At 66.0% G+C, this 16,247-nt stretch carries 11 protein-coding genes; 7 read left to right on the forward strand and 4 right to left on the reverse strand.

Annotated elements, in window-relative coordinates:
• Window positions 1–82: 82 nt before the first annotated feature.
• The 6 genes from glnA to ACWESM_RS20040 all read left to right on the forward strand — a co-directional run bounded on the left by glnA (window position 83) and on the right by ACWESM_RS20040 (window position 6,483).
• The gene (gene glnA / locus ACWESM_RS20015) at window positions 83–1,519 is read left to right on the forward strand and encodes a type I glutamate--ammonia ligase (RefSeq protein ID WP_355072839.1); all 1,437 of its coding nucleotides are present in this window, start codon (window positions 83–85) and stop codon (window positions 1,517–1,519) included.
• A 405-nt stretch (window positions 1,520–1,924) separates the two neighbouring features.
• Window positions 1,925–2,218 (forward strand): hypothetical protein, encoded by a 294-nt coding sequence (locus ACWESM_RS20020; RefSeq protein ID WP_355072841.1) that lies wholly within the window; start codon window positions 1,925–1,927, stop codon window positions 2,216–2,218.
• A 37-nt stretch (window positions 2,219–2,255) separates the two neighbouring features.
• Window positions 2,256–2,603: a hypothetical protein gene (locus ACWESM_RS20025; protein WP_452493028.1), complete on the forward strand. Its 348-nt coding sequence runs from the start codon at window positions 2,256–2,258 to the stop codon at window positions 2,601–2,603.
• 130 nt (window positions 2,604–2,733) lie between these two features.
• Window positions 2,734–3,054: a hypothetical protein gene (locus ACWESM_RS20030; protein WP_039796979.1), complete on the forward strand. Its 321-nt coding sequence runs from the start codon at window positions 2,734–2,736 to the stop codon at window positions 3,052–3,054.
• Between the two features lie 89 nt (window positions 3,055–3,143).
• Window positions 3,144–5,450, forward strand: a complete 2,307-nt coding sequence (locus tag ACWESM_RS20035; protein ID WP_355072843.1) for a hypothetical protein — start codon at window positions 3,144–3,146, stop codon at window positions 5,448–5,450.
• Between the two features lie 13 nt (window positions 5,451–5,463).
• Window positions 5,464–6,483: a hypothetical protein gene (locus tag ACWESM_RS20040; protein WP_452493031.1), complete on the forward strand. Its 1,020-nt coding sequence runs from the start codon at window positions 5,464–5,466 to the stop codon at window positions 6,481–6,483.
• Window positions 6,484–6,498: 15 nt separating this feature from the next.
• On the opposite strand, the gene ACWESM_RS20045 is transcribed toward ACWESM_RS20040, so the two are convergent.
• The 4 genes from ACWESM_RS20045 to ACWESM_RS20060 all read right to left on the reverse strand — a co-directional run bounded on the left by ACWESM_RS20045 (window position 6,499) and on the right by ACWESM_RS20060 (window position 12,664).
• Window positions 6,499–7,236, reverse strand: coding sequence for a hypothetical protein (locus ACWESM_RS20045; RefSeq protein ID WP_452493033.1), 738 nt, complete (start codon window positions 7,234–7,236; stop codon window positions 6,499–6,501).
• An 87-nt stretch (window positions 7,237–7,323) separates the two neighbouring features.
• Window positions 7,324–9,519 (reverse strand): elongation factor G-like protein EF-G2, encoded by a 2,196-nt coding sequence (locus ACWESM_RS20050; RefSeq protein ID WP_356965107.1) that lies wholly within the window; start codon window positions 9,517–9,519, stop codon window positions 7,324–7,326.
• Between the two features lie 96 nt (window positions 9,520–9,615).
• Window positions 9,616–11,106, reverse strand: a complete 1,491-nt coding sequence (locus ACWESM_RS20055) for a serine hydrolase domain-containing protein (RefSeq protein ID WP_364427829.1) — start codon at window positions 11,104–11,106, stop codon at window positions 9,616–9,618.
• Between the two features lie 133 nt (window positions 11,107–11,239).
• A complete protein-coding gene (locus ACWESM_RS20060) occupies window positions 11,240–12,664 on the reverse strand; it encodes a WGR domain-containing protein (protein WP_452493035.1) in 1,425 nt (474 codons plus the stop codon).
• A 135-nt stretch (window positions 12,665–12,799) separates the two neighbouring features.
• On the opposite strand from ACWESM_RS20060, the gene ACWESM_RS20065 reads away from it, so the two are divergent.
• Entirely contained in the window at window positions 12,800–16,243 is a 3,444-nt protein-coding gene (locus ACWESM_RS20065; protein ID WP_452493037.1) for a phosphotransferase, read from the forward strand.
• Window positions 16,244–16,247 lie beyond the last annotated feature (4 nt).

Here is a 16,247-nt window from a genome sequence, read left to right on the forward strand (position 1 = left end):
GGAAACACGGCATCCATAGCGTCTGGTCGCGACGAACCCATGCAAGCGACACTGGCTGGGAACCGATCCGTAAGGAGAACAAGTGACGTTCAGCACGGCCGACGAGGTCATCAAATTCATCGCTGACGAGGACATCGAGTACGTCGACATCCGGTTCAGCGACCTGCCCGGTGTGCAGCAGCACTTCTCGATCCCCGGGAAGGCCTTCACCACCGACCTCGCCGAAGAAGGGCTAGCGTTCGACGGCTCCTCAGTCCGTGGGTTCCAGTCCATCGACGAGTCGGACATGCTGCTGCTGCCTGACTTCTCCACCGCGCGTGTCGACCCGTTCCGCGCCGCCAAGACGCTGAACCTCAACTTCTTCGTGCACGACCCGTTCACCCGGGAGGCCTACAGCCGCGACCCGCGTAACGTCGCGCGCAAGGCGGAGGAGTACCTGCGTTCCACCGGCATCGCCGACACCGCGTACTTCGGCCCCGAGGCGGAGTTCTACATCTTCGACTCGATCCGCTACGACTCGGCCATGAACGGCGCCTTCTACGAGATCGAGTCGGTCTCGGGTTCCTGGAACACCGGCGCGGAGTTCAACCCGGACGGCACCCGCAACCGCGGCTACAAGGTCCGCAACAAGGGCGGCTACTTCCCGGTCGCGCCCTACGACCACTACGTCGACCTGCGCGACAAGATCTCGACCAACCTGCAGAACTCCGGCTTCGAGCTGGAGCGCGGCCACCACGAGGTCGGCACCGCCGGTCAGGCCGAGATCAACTACAAGTTCAACACCCTGCTCGCCGCGGCCGACGACCTGCAGCTGTTCAAGTACATCGTCAAGAACACCGCGTGGCAGGAAGGCAAGACCGTCACCTTCATGCCGAAGCCGCTCTTCGGTGACAACGGCTCGGGCATGCACGTGCACCAGTCGCTGTGGAAGGACGGCAAGCCGCTGTTCCACGACGAGGCCGGCTACGGCGGCCTGTCCGACCTGGCCCGCCACTACATCGGCGGCATCCTGCACCACGCGCCGTCGCTGCTGGCGTTCACCAACCCGACGGTGAACTCCTACCACCGCCTGGTCCCCGGCTACGAGGCCCCGATCAACCTGGTGTACTCGCAGCGCAACCGCTCCGCCGCGGTCCGCATCCCGGTCACCGGCAACAACCCGAAGGCCAAGCGCCTCGAGTTCCGCGCGCCGGACTCCTCGGGCAACCCGTACCTGGCCTTCGCCGCCATGATGATGGCCGGCCTGGACGGCATCAAGAAGAAGATCGAGCCGCTGGCCCCGGTCGACAAGGACCTCTACGAGCTCCCGCCGGAGGAGGCCAAGAACATCCCGCAGGCCCCCACCAGCCTCTCGTCGGTCATCGACCGCCTCGAGCAGGACCACGACTACCTCACCGAAGGCAACGTCTTCACCGAGGACCTGATCGAGACCTGGATCACCCTCAAGCGCGAGGGCGAGATCGCCCCGGTGAACCTGCGGCCGCACCCGTACGAGTTCGAGCTGTACTTCGACGTGTAAGCCCTTCCGGGCTTCTGACCTGTGGCGGAGCGCTAACCAAGGGTCCTCCGTCCGCAGTTCGTCCGCAGTAGGTTCCCGCGAGTCCACCTGTTCCGTGATCACTTCACTGGTTGCCGAACGGGTGGACTCGTCTGCGTCCGGGAACGAACGCCGATTCCCAGATATGGGAAGTCTTTGGCGGAGTGGCAAGAATAGGCCAGTAAACTTTGCGGGTGGAGGTGGCATGCGTAGAGAGTTGAGCGCCGATCCGAGTTCGCGTCCGACGCCTTCGCTGCCGGACGCGCCTGTTCGGGCGGTCTCCGAGCCATTCATTGTTGGCGAGAAGACGGCTGGTCACCTGTCCGAGGGGGTGTGATCGTGGCGGACATCTGGCCCCGCGATATGCACCCGGAAACGATATCGGCGGTGGAAAGCGGTCGTGCGGTGGTGAACACCATCGATGACATGCTGGAACGGGTCGATCGCATCCGCGCCCGGCGCCCTTCGCCCAGTTCTCGAGTGATTCCGGAAGTGGACGGGATGGGCAGGCTGACCGCTCTGTACATCGCGCCCGGGACGGTCGCCAGCGCCGCGAGCGGCCAGGAGATCGCCGCCGACCTTATGGCTGCGATCCGGGACAGTACTGTCGATGCCCTACGGCAGCACAAGATCGCCGTCAAGGAAACGACCCTGCCGAAGGTACCGTGGCCGCAGCCCTGACTCGCCGGTGCGGTCGACGCTACCCAGGAGTGATGCCGTGACAGAGCTGGATACGTCGGACGTCGCGGGAGCGGAAGCCGCGCCCGATTGGCGTAATTTGATCTACGAGGTGTTCAACCCGGACTATTCGGTCGGGGTGGCCTGCGACCGCAGCGGCATGATCGTCGGTCTGCATCTCGGCGATGAAGTGCTCGAGCATCCCGACAGCTGGCTCGCCGAGGAGGTCCTGCGCGTCGCTCGGCTGGCTCACCAGAAATCTCGGGTGGGCCGACGCGCCGAGCTGCTGTACCGGGGCGGATTGCCCCATTTCGCGGACTCGTTGGAGTTGCCGACCGAGGCCGACTACAACCTCATGGAGAAGACGGAGTTCGCTCGAGACCTCTGATCGCGAACTCGGCGGAACTGGACTTTCGCGGTTGCGTCGGTGTCCAGCCTCAACCCTCCGGCCCTGGAGTCCCCAGTGATGGGGATGCCCGAGAATGGGGGGAGCCGGTGGGAATGGAGAGTTCGTCGATATGGTCAAGGAATTTGCTCAAGATCCGCATGAGCTGCGCAGGCTGGGTAACGCCAACCGCGCTGCCAGCGCTCCCGCCTACGAACGGGCCGATAGAGATCCCGATTTCGCGGCCGGCGAGATCGAGCGGATCTTCGGTAAGGCAGCCAATGCGTACAAAGTGTTCACCCAGAAGTACGTCACTGAGAGTAGCAACGGTTATACCGCTCTGGGCGATGGGCGATACGCTACCGGTGACCACTCGACGACGGCCGGGGACACCTTCGAGATCTCGGATATCGATGGCGGCGCGTACGTGCGCAGGACCAACCCGAATGTATGAGGCGTAGGTATCCGGGTAGGAGGATGTGGAATGGCTGTTCCCGGCTCGCGAACAGTTCGGTGTCACGTGGGTGATCGGGGGTTGAACTGATGGGTGATATCGACGGTGGCATCCTCAATCGGGAACAGAGAATCAAAGAGGGGGAATGGCTCTATTCCCAGAACAAGCAATACCGGATGGGTATGCGCGATGGCCAGATGGTCATCGAACATGTTCCCACCGGCAATGTCATTCATACATCCGGCGAAAAAGGTAGCGACGCCAACCAGATCAGATTCGAGGATCAGGAGGGATCCGGCAGCGAGACCAGGCTCGAGCTCCACGACAAGGATGACAATGAAATCCATGCGGTATCGGAGCCCGGCGACAAAAAACACGAAGGTGGCGCAGCCACCGATGACTGGGATGATGAAGACGACGGGGTCGGGCAATATGTTCTGACGAACGACGGACAGTTGATCGCCGTCAAAGACAAAGTCGGCGACAATTGGGACGGCAATCGCCCGGCGGACGGCAACATCGTCTGGTTCGATGAGCTTCCTGCCGATGTCGCCAAACGAAAGTTCCTGGGGCAGGACGCCGACGAGAACGACATCACCGACGGCAAGAAGATTTCAGATTTCAAACTGGAAATCAGAACGCCGCCGGGAAAAGTCTCCCCCGAACTCAAGGCGTTCATCGACGTAGCCAATTCTCAGCTGCTCTATCTCATGGCTCAGATGGGCAGTGGGAAGCCCGAGAAACCCAAATTCCTGATTTCCCCCGAAAAAGGCAAGGACGACAACTGGCGCGACGACAATCTCGCCGACTCCTTCATTCAGCAACTCGAGCATCGTGGTCACGGCTCGGGCTACACCGAAGACGCCTACAATTCAGCTGTTTTCTACCTCAACGGCCTGGCGGACCAGTGGCAGAGTGGGGACCTCAAGTTCGAGCAGGCGACCGAGGAGCTTTCTCGCACCAATTACTCGTACTACCGCAGTATGTACAACAAGATCCAGGACACCCACGACAAGATCTGGGACAAGCTCAACGACGGTGTCGCGGGAAATCATCCGGGTGGGTCGAAAATTTACACGGATGACGGCATACAAAATGTTGCCGAGGAGGCGCCGCTTTACGGTCTGATCCGAGATGCGGTGAAATTCTGCACCGATCAGGTGATCGCATACGCGGATAGGGCCGCGCAGCTTCCGTTCCCGATCGGCTCCGGTTCCGGGTCGGGCTCGGGATCCGGGTCGGGCTCGGGGTCCGGGTCCGGTTCGGGCTCGGGGTCCGGGTCCGGTTCGGGCTCTGGTTCGAGCTCTGGCTCGGGTTCGGCGTCCAGCCCCGCTAACAGCCCAGCTACCCAGCACACCAGCGCCGGCCAGACGGCCGCCCCCCCGTACACCCCTCCGTATACGCCTCCCGCGTCGTCCCAGGGCACCACCACTCAGCCGGTCAGCACGAGCCAGGACTTCAGCTCCACGTACGACGACCTGCTCGGGTCGACCACGGACCCTACCGGTTCGGTCGACAGCACCCAGCCCACCCTGGGCAGCGGTACGGGTGGCACCGCTTCGAGCTCGGATCTCGGTTCGCCGGTCTACGCGTCGATGCCGACCGGCACCGGGACCGGCACGGGCACCGGCACGGCCACACCCGCCGCCTACACCACGCCGGCTGCCAATACGGGTAACAACATGAACGACATGATGGGCCAGATGGCGCTCATGAATGCCTTGGGACAAATGAACCAGCCCCGTACTCAGCAGGCCGGAGACGATAGGTACAACGACGACCGGGACTCGCGTGAGGAACGGCAACGAGAACGGGAACACGCAAGGGAGGAGCGCCGCGCCGCTCAAACGGCCAACGCCCAACAGGCTGCTCAGACATCGCCTACCGGTGTGACGGCCCCGGCCTATGCGGGCAGTCCGCCGCCGGTGACGACGCCGGGCACAATGGCGGATGTCCAGATCGGCGATAAGACTGTGCATGCATCGCAGCCGGTGGCGAAGGCTTTGACCGAGCAGGGGCAGAATGTCGCGATAGATGCCGTATCCGCGTATAAGGGAACTGCGGGGGAGTTGTCGGCGGAACATCCGCCTCGGGTGGTGAATAATCTTGAGGCGCTCAATACGGGTGATATTCTTCAATGGGAGAGACACAGTGCGCTGATTGTCAGGGAACAAAATCAATTCTTTGTCCTGGATAACGGCAATCTCATTCCTTTCGATCCCAAGCATCCACCGCTGGAAGACAAGTACGGTGTCTCCACGGGCTACATCCACCCGACCGGTTTGGACACCGGCAATGCAGACCTCGGTGCTACGGCTGCGGCACCGCCGCCGACCACGAGCCAGGCGCCGCCCACCTCGCCGCCGCCCGTGCCGCCACCACCGCAACAGACCTGAGCGACTGGAAGGTATGGCCGCGAAAAAGGACATCGTCATAGGAGCGGCGGCCGGTTACGAGTGGCCGGACGTCGAGCCGTGGGCCAGGAGTCTCGTCGCGAGCGGTTTCGCCGGTGTGGGGGCGGTCATCGTGTACGACCGCGATGACCGCGGCGACGCCATCGCCGAGAACCTGGAAGCGCTGGGGCTGTACGCCGTACGGATGCCGCCTCCGGACAGCGTGTACAACGGGCGATTCCAAGACATCGCTCAGGTGCTGCGTATGTTCGCGCCTTCCCTCCGATTCGCCGTCGTCACCGATGTCCGCGACGTGTATTTCCAGTCTGACCCGATCACGTGGTTGGAAAACCACCTTCGACGCCCCTTTCTTGCAGTCAGCGAGGGGTTGCGGTACTCCGATGAGAAGTGGAACCGGGACAATCTGCAACGAAGTTTCCCGGCACATGTCCAGCGCCTGTGGTCGAAGCCGGTCTGCAATGTCGGAGTGCTCGCGGGGGAGGCGGGTGTGATGGCTGATCTGTGCTTGGCCATCTCCTTGGTCGCGGCGTCGTCCGGGGTCTCGATAGCCGATCAGAGCGGATACAACCTGCTGCTCGATATGGAACCGTATCGGTCCGCGATGCAGTTCGTGCCGTCCGAGGACGGGTTCGCCTGCCAGGCCGGTACCTTCGCGGACCCGGGCAAGATCGGTACTTTGCGTCCGTTCCTCTTGGAGCCCGAGCCGAGCTTGGTCGGGGACTCCGTGCGCACCTCCACCGGCATGCTGTACCCGATCGTGCATCAGTACGACCGGGTGCCGGAATGGCGACAGGCACTGTCGAGCAGGCTGCGGTCGGCCCCTGCGCCTGGCGGGTCCGCTTCCCGGCCCGGGCTGGCTCGCGTTCTCGGTGACGCCGATGGATCGTCCGTTCTGGGTACGGCGCAACGCATCGGGGTGCCGCGGGACGAGTCCTCGATAAGGTTATATCCAGCCGGTCCCGATGAGTTCGCCTTCGCCGACGGGTCACCGACTCCTCGGGATGGCACATCCTGAACTCGACTATTACCGTTAGCGGGCCTGCTCGGCAGTTTTCTCCGCGTCGGTATCCGTGGATCTCTGCCTGAAACTGAATTCGTAACTGCTATAGCGGTTTTTGCCGCTACCCGCGTCCTCCCAAGTGAATCCGTACTTGCCGATGTGCTCCAGCCGGATCCGGGTGTCGGCATAGATGCTGAAGCCGCTGCGCCGAGCGCGTTCGGAGAACGCGTAGTCCTCACCCAGGTACCACTGGTTCTCGCCGTCCGGGACGATCATCGGCAGAAAGTACGGCACATTGGCACGCCCGAACTGCAGGTTGCAGACGGGCAGTTCTTCCTTCTCCACGATCTTCTCGTAGACGTCGCGTCGGGTGAGCAGGAACCCGCCGGCCGCATACCGGATTTCCACTGTGCCGCCGCCGTCGCCGAAAATTATCTTCTCGGTACCGGGCAGAAGACTGCACACCAGTTCGCGTGTCATTTTCTTGGCGTAGATTCCGCAGACAACCGGCAGATCGTGGGACCGCAACGTGTCCACCGCATCCGGGTGGAAGCGCACATCCGCATCGATCCACATCAACTCTTCGAAACCTTGCGCCAACGCATCGGTGGCGATCTGGCTGCGAGCTTGGTCGATCGCGGAGCAACCGTAGATGCGCCAGACCGGGTAGCCGCGCCGTTCGAGTTCCGCCAGGCCCTCTGCGCAACCGGGTTCGATGTAGTCGTGTACCGGCACCAGCACGACGCAGCGCCTGGGGTCCTTTTCCATTTCTCCACCTACCAAGGCTCGAATACGAGCCCAACTGTACCCGGCCAGACCAAGATCAACAGCTGTTGGGAAGTCGGCCGAATGTCGCTATGCGCGTGCCTTTTCGCCCCGCACCGAGGCGGCGACCTGGTTCGGCATCGGTTCGTGGCGCGCGTACCTACGGGTGAAATCGCCGGTGCCGTGGGAGATCGAGCGCAGGTCGATGGCGTAGCGGCTGAGTTCCAGCTCGGGGACTTCGGCGTGGATCCGGGTGCGCCCGGCGCCGTGCGGCTCGGTGCCGAGGACGCGACCGCGGCGGCTGGACAGGTCGCTCAGCACCGGTCCGACGTATTCGTCGGTGACCAGCACCCAGACCTCGGCGAGAGGCTCCAGCACTCTGATTCCCGCGGCCGCCGCTGCCTCACGCAGGGCGAGGGCGCCCGCGGTCTGGAAGGCGGCGTCGGAGGAGTCGACGGAATGGGCCTTGCCGTCGAACAGGGTGACGCGCACGTCCACGAGCGGATATCCGGCGGTCAATCCGCGGTTGGCTTGCGCGCGGACGCCCTTCTCCACCGATGGAATGAACTGGCGCGGGACCACTCCGCCGACCACCTTGTCCACGAACTCGATCCCGGACCCTTCGGGTAGCGGTTCGACTTCGATCTCGCACACGGCGTACTGGCCGTGTCCGCCGGACTGCTTCACATGCCTGCCGCGCCCGGTCGCCTTGCCCGCGAGAGTCTCTCGCAACGCCACCTGGTGATCGGTCACGTCCACCTGTACGCCGAACCGGGTCCGCAATCGTTCCAACGCTACGTCGCGGTGCGCTTCGCCGAGGCACCACAGCACCAGCTGGTGGGTTTGCGCATTGTGCTCCAGCCGCAGCGCCGGGTCCTCGGCGGCGAGCCGGGCGAGGCTCTGCGACAGTTTGTCCTCGTCGGCTTTGCTGTGCGCGCTGATGGCGATGGGCAGCAGGGGATCGGGCATCGGCCACGGCTCGATCCGCAAGGGGCTGTCGGTGGACGAGAGGGTGTCGCCGGTTTCGGCGTGACCGAGTTTGGTGACGTAGGCGATGTCGCCCGCGATGGCCTGGCGTAGCGGGCGTTGCTGTTTGCCGAACGGAGCCGAGATCGCGCCGACCCGCTCGTCCAGCTCGTGGCTCTCGTGGCCGCGATCCTCCAGGCCGTGCCCGCTGACGTGCACCGTGTCGTCGGCGTGCAAGGTGCCGGAGAAGACGCGGACCATGCAGACTCGCCCGACGTACGGGTCGGACGCGGTGCGGATGACCTCGGCGGCCAGCTCGCCGTCCGGGTCGCAGCGCAGCGGATGCGGCTGCGCGCCGTTGGCGGCGGTGATGGGGTGCTCGACCGGCGTCGGAAAGCCGCCGGTGATCAGGTCGAGGAGTTCCACCGTGCCGAGGCCCTGCTTCGCCCCTTCGGGCGCGGGCGCGGCGAACAGCACCGGATGGAAGCTGCCCCGCGCGACCGCGCGCTCCAGGTCGGCGACCAGCGTGGCCAGGCTGATCTCCTCGCCGTCGAGGTAGCGCTCCATCAGGCTCTCGTCTTCGCTTTCCGCGATGATGCCCTCGATGAGGCGATTGCGCGCCTCCTCCAGCGCGGGCGCCTGATCGGGCGAAGGGTCGCCCTGGACCTCCTCGCCGGAGGAGTAGTCGCCCACGCAGTGCGGCAGCAGCTCCACCATGCCGGTGACCGGCCGGTGACCGTCCGGATTCTTCGGGCCGTACACGGGCAGGTGCAGCGGCAGGATGCTCTCCGACGAGCCGCCGCCCAGCACGGTGCGGCAGGCCTCGGTCATCACGTCGTACTCGTCACGCGCCGTGTCCAGATGGGTGATCACGATCGCACGCGGCATCCCGACCGCGGCGCACTCCTCCCACAGCGCCCTGGTCGCTCCGGCGATCCCGTCTACGCCCTCGGCCGCCGAGATGACGAACAGCGCCGCATCCGCCGCGCGCAGCCCTGCCCGCAGTTCGCCGACGAAGTCCGCGTATCCGGGCGTATCGATCAGGTTGATCTTCATGCCGCCCCACGCCACCGGCACCACCGACAGCTGCACGGACCGGTGCTGGCGATGCTCGATCTCGTCGTAGTCCGACAGCGAGGTGCCGTCCTCGACCCGCCCGGCGCGATTGACCGCCCGCGCGGTGAGCGCCATGGCGTCGACCAGCGTGGTCTTTCCCGACCCGCTGTGCCCGACCAGGACCACGTTGCGAATCTGCTCGGGGCGGTCCGCCGTCATCACGCCGCCGTCGCCCGCGGCAGCTCCGTTGGTCTTGTCCACCATGTGTCTCGCTCCTTCGCCCGACACCTGCCGTACATCCACCTTCCCACCGGGCGTTGCGTTCCGTCGACGAATCGGCAGATCAGGGCACGGAGCCGGTCATTCGCAGGCGGGCGAGGGCGGCCCGGTCCCGGCGATGTTCTCGCACGCCCAGTACCGGTCGATACGCCAGGAGCCGTCGCGCGAGACGAACGGCACGATCGTCGGACGGCGGCCGTTCGGTCCGGCGAGAACGACGGTCGCGAGGAGGTAACCGCCCGCGCCGGTCACTTTGCCGACCGTCGTGGTGATCGAGGTGAAGGCCTGAGCGACCCGGGTGATCAACTCCGGGTCCTTGTCGTCGTCCGCGATCCGCAGCGGTTTCCGCTCCGTGGGAACCGCCGGGTCCAGCGTCTGTCGTAGTCGATTGTCGAGATCGGTGACCGTGGGCGCCGGTGGATCGGGCTGGGTGTTCGCCGGGGCGTCGGGCACCGTGCCCGGATACAGCTGACGGGCGATGCCGAACCAGATGACCGAGGCGGTCACCCCGAGCAGGGGTGGAGAAGTGAATTCGTTGACCGCGACGGTGACGCTGACGTCCTGCTCGGGGAGATAGCCCATGTGGGTGGTGTAGCCCAGCACCGCGCCGCTGTGGCCGAGCCAGCGGCCGGACTCCACCATGCCGAGTCCGTAGCGCAGGTTTCCGGCGAACTGGGTCCTGGCCCGGAAGGTCTCCGGTTTCAGCAGATCGCCGCGGCCCAGCATGCGGGCGTAGTCGGCCAGGTCGGAGATAGTGGACACCATCGTGCCCGCCGCACCGAAGAGCGCCGGGGTGGTCCGCGCGGTGACGTCGGTGGGCGCTTCGTCGAAGTAGGAGTACCCGCGACTCTCAGGCGCGGGCATGGTGGCGTCGGTGGGATACGTCGTGGCGCGCAACCCGTGCGCGGCGACGACTTCACCGATGACTTGGGGCACCGGCTTCCCGAAGACCTTCTCGAGCACCAGACCCAGCAGGTAGAACTCGGAGTTCGAGTACTCCACGCGGGTACGCGGTGGCTTCGCCCGCTCCGGCTGAGCGATGATCGCGCGTAACCGGTCGCCCTCGTGCCATTCGGATGCCGTAGGCTCCGCGTCGAACTGTTCGGCGAAGGCCGGATAGTCCCGGAGATCCCAGACGCCGCCCTGCATGCCGAGCAGGTCGCGGAGAGTGATGGTGCCGCCGTTGGGCACTCCCGGCACATATCGTTCCAGCACGTCGTCCAACGAGAGTTTGCCCTCGTCGGCCGCGCGCAGCACCGCGGTCGCGGTGAACGTCTTGGTGATACTCCCGATCCGGACATGATCCGCTACGTCCATCGGACGACCCGTCGCGAGATCCGCTGTGCCGTAAGCCCTGACGAAGGACCCCCGTTTCGGGTCGTGCACCGCGACCAGTACCCCGGGGGCCAGCCGCGCGTCCATTTGCGGCCGCACGATGCGGTCGATCCGCTCGGCTGCCTCGGTTGGAAAGCCTCGTTCCTCGCGCTCGTCCGATGCGCATCCGGCCAGCAGCGCGGCCACCGTCGTCAGCGCCACGGCGACCGCACACAACGATGTGAATCGTCCCCTCATCGAGCCCCCCCCCTGTTCGATAGCGCTTTTGTCAGTGTGCCAGGACCACCGAACAGCCGTGTTCCCATCAGGGACGTCCCTCGCACATCTCGCGCCGACGTGCGAGGAACGCTCCATCGGGAACGTCTGCCGCTCAGGACAACCGGCGGATGTCCCCACGGACGCGGTAGAAGCCGCCGCGCGCCGACTCCGCTATGCCGTCGACCACGTAACGAGCCCCAGCCAGACGAATATCCTTGGGGAACTGCACATTCCACCCCTGGTGATATCCAGGCGAGACGACTCGCACGCGCAGCGAACTGCCCTGGCTCACGCACTCCACGACGATTCCGCTACCCGCTTCGGAGGTGATCTCGACGGTGTCGCTGGGCACCACCGCCGAGATCTCGGGAGCCTTCACCGACACCGTTTCGGGCAGCACACCCTGCTCGGCGTCGCGGATGGCGGCGTCGCCGACATCGAGACAGGCCAGCGTGCCGGTCGTGGTGACCAAGTACAGCTTCTCGTCGTGGTACTGCATGGAATACGCCGAGCCGCAGCCGGTGGCGAGCTTCCACACGCGGTTCCCGGCGGCGTCGAAGCAGTACACCGAGGAGTAGTTGTCGCCGGCGAAGACATACCGGCCGTCGGGCGAGGTGGCGCAGGAGAAGACCGCGGCGTCGCACTGATAGACGCGCTCGGCCCGGCCGCTCTTGGCCACCATGCGGACCTGGTTACGGGCGGTGCCCGCGTAGACGGCGTCGGATTCCTGCCAGCCGAACAGGACGCCGCCGCCGGTGCCCATTTGCCACAGGGTGCTTCCGCTGTCCAGGTCGTACTTGGTGACGCCGGCGGAATGCCCGTGGTAGACGCCGTTCGCGTCGATGCGCACCATCCAGCCCGAATCGCCGGTGCTGCGCCGCGTCCACAGCGACTCCTCCTCGTAGTCGATCACGGTGATCCCGCCTTGGCGGTCGGAGACGCCGAGGATGCCGTCGTGGATGTCGAGCCAGTAGATGTCGACATCGGCCGCGATGTCGTAGGCCGCCCGAGGCACCTTGCCCGACAGGTCGTAGACGCGCCCGTCGTCGCAGCCGGCGTAGATCCAGAAGTCGTCGGCCACGATGCACTTGACCGAATCCGGCAGGCGGTACCGGCCGGTGACCACACCGTCGGGAGTCAGGGTGAACACGTCGCCGCTCTCGTTGCCGACCCAGCAGCGGCGCTCGTCGACGAAGATGCCGAAGGCGGCGGCGCCGGAGTCGAAACTCCACAACACGGGCGCTGCCTTCGCCGTGGAGCGGCCGCTGCTGATCGCGCGCCTGGTCACCGGACGCCTGGCCCGCGCGCCCAGCACGGCGGGCGCGTAGCCCTTGCGCACCTTCTCGCCGATCTTCTTCGACGCGGCCGCCTGCGCCTTCTCCTCGGAGGCGAACGAACTCACCTTCGTCTGCCCTTGTTCCCCGATGCGACCGAAGCGGACGCTCACTTGCGTACCCGCGACGATCACCTCGTAGAACTTGTGCGCGGTACCACTGTCCTCGGACAGTTCGAGATAGGTGGTTCCCCCGATAGTCATAGCGCCTCGCCTGTTTTCGTCAGATCAGAACGAGACGAAAGTTAGCAAGAGGCACCGACATTCGACGGCGCGTGCGAGATCGCCGGCGGCCGGCTCTGGCACAATCGTGCCGGGCTCGTGAGGAGGGGGTACGCCATGGTGTTGACCGCGCGGTTCCAGCCGGGATCGACCAGCCGTCCGTTCGTCGACCGCGCGCCGGTGCTGACACGGTTCGACGAACTGCTCGCCGAGGCCGCCGGGCATCCCCGCGTCATGCTGCTCGGCGGTGTCGGCGGGATCGGCAAGTCCCGGCTGGTCACCGAACTGCGGGCGCGGGTCGGCAAGAAACACCCGGCGGCGGTGCTCGACCTGCAGGTTCCGAGTCATCGCCAGGCCGCGGACGGACTCGCCGTGCTGCGCATGCAGTTCGGCGCGCAGAAGATCAAGTTCCACCGCTTCGACATCGCCCGCGCGGTGTTGTGGCAGCGCATGCACCCGCATCTGCGCCTGACCTCGGACGCGCTCGCGCTCGCCGAGCACAGCGAGATCCTGACCGAGATCCTCAACGACGCCACCGGCATCCCGGTCTTCGGCACCGCGACCCGGTTGCTCGAACTCGGCGCTCGCAAGGTGATCCGCACCCACCGGATCCGCCACGATCCGGTCCTCGGGGAACTCGACCGGTTGAGTCTCGCGGGCCTGGAAGAAGCCGTCTCCTACCTGTTCGCGGAGGATCTGAAGAGCGGGACGGAGGGGAAACCGTATGTGGTCTTCCTGGACGCCTACGAAGCGCTGATAGGCGGCGCCGATCGTGAAGGCCGCGCGGCGGCGTCCGATGCCTGGCTACGCGATGTGGTCGCGCAGCTGGACACCGGGTTGGTGGTGATCGCCAGCCGCGAGCCGCTGGGCTGGGAGCGGCACGACTCGGAGTGGTCGGCCCGCATCCGGGCCGTGCCCGTCGACGACCTGCCGATGGACGCCCGCTTCGAATTGCTCGACTCCTCCGGCATCGAGGATCCCGACGAGCGCGCGGCGATCGCCGCTTCGAGCGCGGGTGTCCCGTTCTATCTGCATCTGGCCATCGATGCCCGTACCCGCGCGGGCTGGGTGACGCCCGCCGAATTGGTGTCTCCGGAAACGATTCTCGAGCGTTTCCTCCAGCACGTGCGCCCCGACGAAGTTCGCATGCTGGAACTGCTGGGCCTGCCGCGCACCTTCGATCGGGAGATCTTCACCGCGGTCGCCCGGCAGTTCGAGCTACCGCACCACATCGCCGCGTGGAAGTCCCTGGTCGCGTACTCGTTCGTGTACGCGGCGGACGAGAACGACGAGGGTGAGCGCTTCCAGCTGCACCAATTGATGGTGGACGCGTTGCAGTGGCGTTTGGACCCGGACGTCCGGCGCACTCTGCACGGGGTGCTGCACGACCTGTGGTTCGCACGCGCCGAACGGTCGCTCGGCCGGGTCGCGGCCTTGCGGGAGGCGGGATATCACGGTGTCCGGTCCGGGCTGCTGTCCGCGGTGACGTTGCTGGGATACGTCGACCGGATCGAGGCGGCGGGTGGCAGCCAGGGCATCGGCGGAGTGATCAGCGATCTGGACCGCTATCTGAGCGATCCGCATGAGAACCTGACAGGTATGGCGGAACTGTCGGAACTCACGCGGTGCCTGGAAGCGGAAGCGGCGGTGCTGCTCGGCGACGCCAAACAAGCCGATCGGCTCACCCGGGAGGTCGCTTTGGACCGGACCGGCCCGATCGCGGAGCGGTTGGCAGTCGCCGCGGCGAACGCACGCCGCATACTCGGCGACACCGACGACGCGTTGGCCATCTATCACGACGTGTGGTCGCGCGGATCGGGGCGGGCCCGGCTCGTCGCGGGGCAGTGGGCGGCCGATTTGCACATGTGCCAGGGCCGATTCGGTCAGGCGCTGAGCATGTGCGAGGAACTCGTCGCGATGGCGGAGGACGACCACGAGTTCCTCGGCGACATCGCCCGGTTGCGTCATCTCGCCTACCGATTGGCGTTCGACACCGAACGCGCCGCCCGGTATCTGACGGAGGCCGACACCCATTATCGAGCCGCGGGCAGCGTTGTCGGACAGGCGAATGTCGCGACGAACCTGGCGGAACTCTTGGCGCTCACGGACCCGGCCCGGGCGATCGAGGCCGCCGGAGCGGCGATCGTGCGGCAGCGTGAACTCGGCGCGTTGCACGAACTCGGAAAGGCCTACACCGCATTGGGTCTGGCGCGGTTGTCGCTCGGGGAGCTGGATGCCGCCGAGCACGCGCTCGCCGAAGCGTGCGAGATTCTCGAGCAGGCCGGGTACCGCTCCGGTCGGGCCAGGGCCGAACTGTTCCGCGCGGGGGTCTTCGCGCGCCGCGGGAGGCGCGACGATGCCGTCCGCAGTGCCCGCTGGGCCATCGCGGAATTCCAGGGGGCGAACGTCTATCCGGGGCTGGTCCTCGTCGCGCGAGCGGTCCTGGCGCTGTACGGCTGGACCGAACCCGACATCTCCGAAGCCGCGGCGGCCGCGCGGTCGCGCATTCAGCCGCCGACGCCCGGATCGGGATTGGACCGCGACGCCGCACGCGTGATCGCCCGGGTGATCGGTGTCGACGCCGAGGCGATGTACGTCGAAGCGCTGTCCCGATCGCAGTCGGCCGCGGGGTACTACAACCACAACGTCCGCGTCGACGGCGTCGCCGGTGCGGTGAACGTGCGGATTCCGGTAGCCGGCGCCGATGTGATGGACCTGCGGCAATGGCCCGAACCCGCGGTGCTGATCGCGATCGAGCCCTTCGTCGCCGCGGCGCCGAGACTGCGCTGGGAATCGGTTCACCCCGCCTATCAGATCCACGACTACATCGACGGCGACCTGCTGGATCACATCGCGCCGCGCGGGGTCCGAGTTCCGGCTCATGTACCGGCTGATGTGGCGGCGCTGTTCGGGGAACTTCGGCGCATCCCCCGAGATCTACTGCCGCCGGTCGAGCCGGACTGGGGTGACGAACCCGCTGGGTTCGCGCGCCGATTGTCCGCCGTCACCGCCCGCGTGCACCGTGACAGCAGTGCGGAGTTCGGCGAGCTGTACCGCCGCTTGGGTGTGCCCGATCAGCCGCTCGAGCACATCCTCGCGGCGTGGGACACGCTCGAGGCCAGGCCTTTTCGAATGCTGCATGCCGACGTGCACCGGAAGAACATGATCGTGCGAAACGATCGGGTCGTATTCCTGGATTGGGAATTCGCGTTGTACGGCGATCCGGTCTACGACGTGGCCACGCATCTGCACAAGATGGGCTACCTGCCGGAAGAGCAAGAGGCGTTCCTCGCCGCGTGGGTCGCCGCCGAGCCCGAGGCCGCGATCGGGCAGTGGCGTCGCGACCTGCGGACCTACCTCGCACACGAGCGGGTCAAATCGGTCGTCGTCGATGCGGTTCGCTACCGCAAAGCAATCGGGCAGGGCGGGGCCGACGCGGCGGCTGAGGCGGCGTTGGTGGCCAGCATGTGCGGAAAGCTGCGGCTGGCGCGAGACGTGTGGGGACAGACCGAGCCGGTCGACGACGCGGCGGTGGAAGCGGCGTTGCGCGGGCGTGATTGACGCG

The organism is Nocardia sp. NPDC003999 (assembly GCF_053604885.1).

Bases quoted from the DNA above. Each gene is read 5' to 3' on its own strand.
- ACWESM_RS20030 (WP_039796979.1), top strand. From the start codon at position 2,734: ATGGTCAAGGAATTTGCTCAAGATCCGCATGAGCTGCGCAGGCTGGGT.
- ACWESM_RS20035 (WP_355072843.1), top strand. From the start codon at position 3,144: ATGGGTGATATCGACGGTGGCATCCTCAATCGGGAACAGAGAATCAAA.
- ACWESM_RS20040 (WP_452493031.1), top strand. From the start codon at position 5,464: ATGGCCGCGAAAAAGGACATCGTCATAGGAGCGGCGGCCGGTTACGAG.
- ACWESM_RS20045 (WP_452493033.1), bottom strand. From the start codon at position 7,236: ATGGAAAAGGACCCCAGGCGCTGCGTCGTGCTGGTGCCGGTACACGAC.
- ACWESM_RS20050 (WP_356965107.1), bottom strand. From the start codon at position 9,519: ATGGTGGACAAGACCAACGGAGCTGCCGCGGGCGACGGCGGCGTGATG.
- ACWESM_RS20055 (WP_364427829.1), bottom strand. From the start codon at position 11,106: ATGAGGGGACGATTCACATCGTTGTGTGCGGTCGCCGTGGCGCTGACG.
- ACWESM_RS20060 (WP_452493035.1), bottom strand. From the start codon at position 12,664: ATGACTATCGGGGGAACCACCTATCTCGAACTGTCCGAGGACAGTGGT.
- ACWESM_RS20065 (WP_452493037.1), top strand. From the start codon at position 12,800: ATGGTGTTGACCGCGCGGTTCCAGCCGGGATCGACCAGCCGTCCGTTC.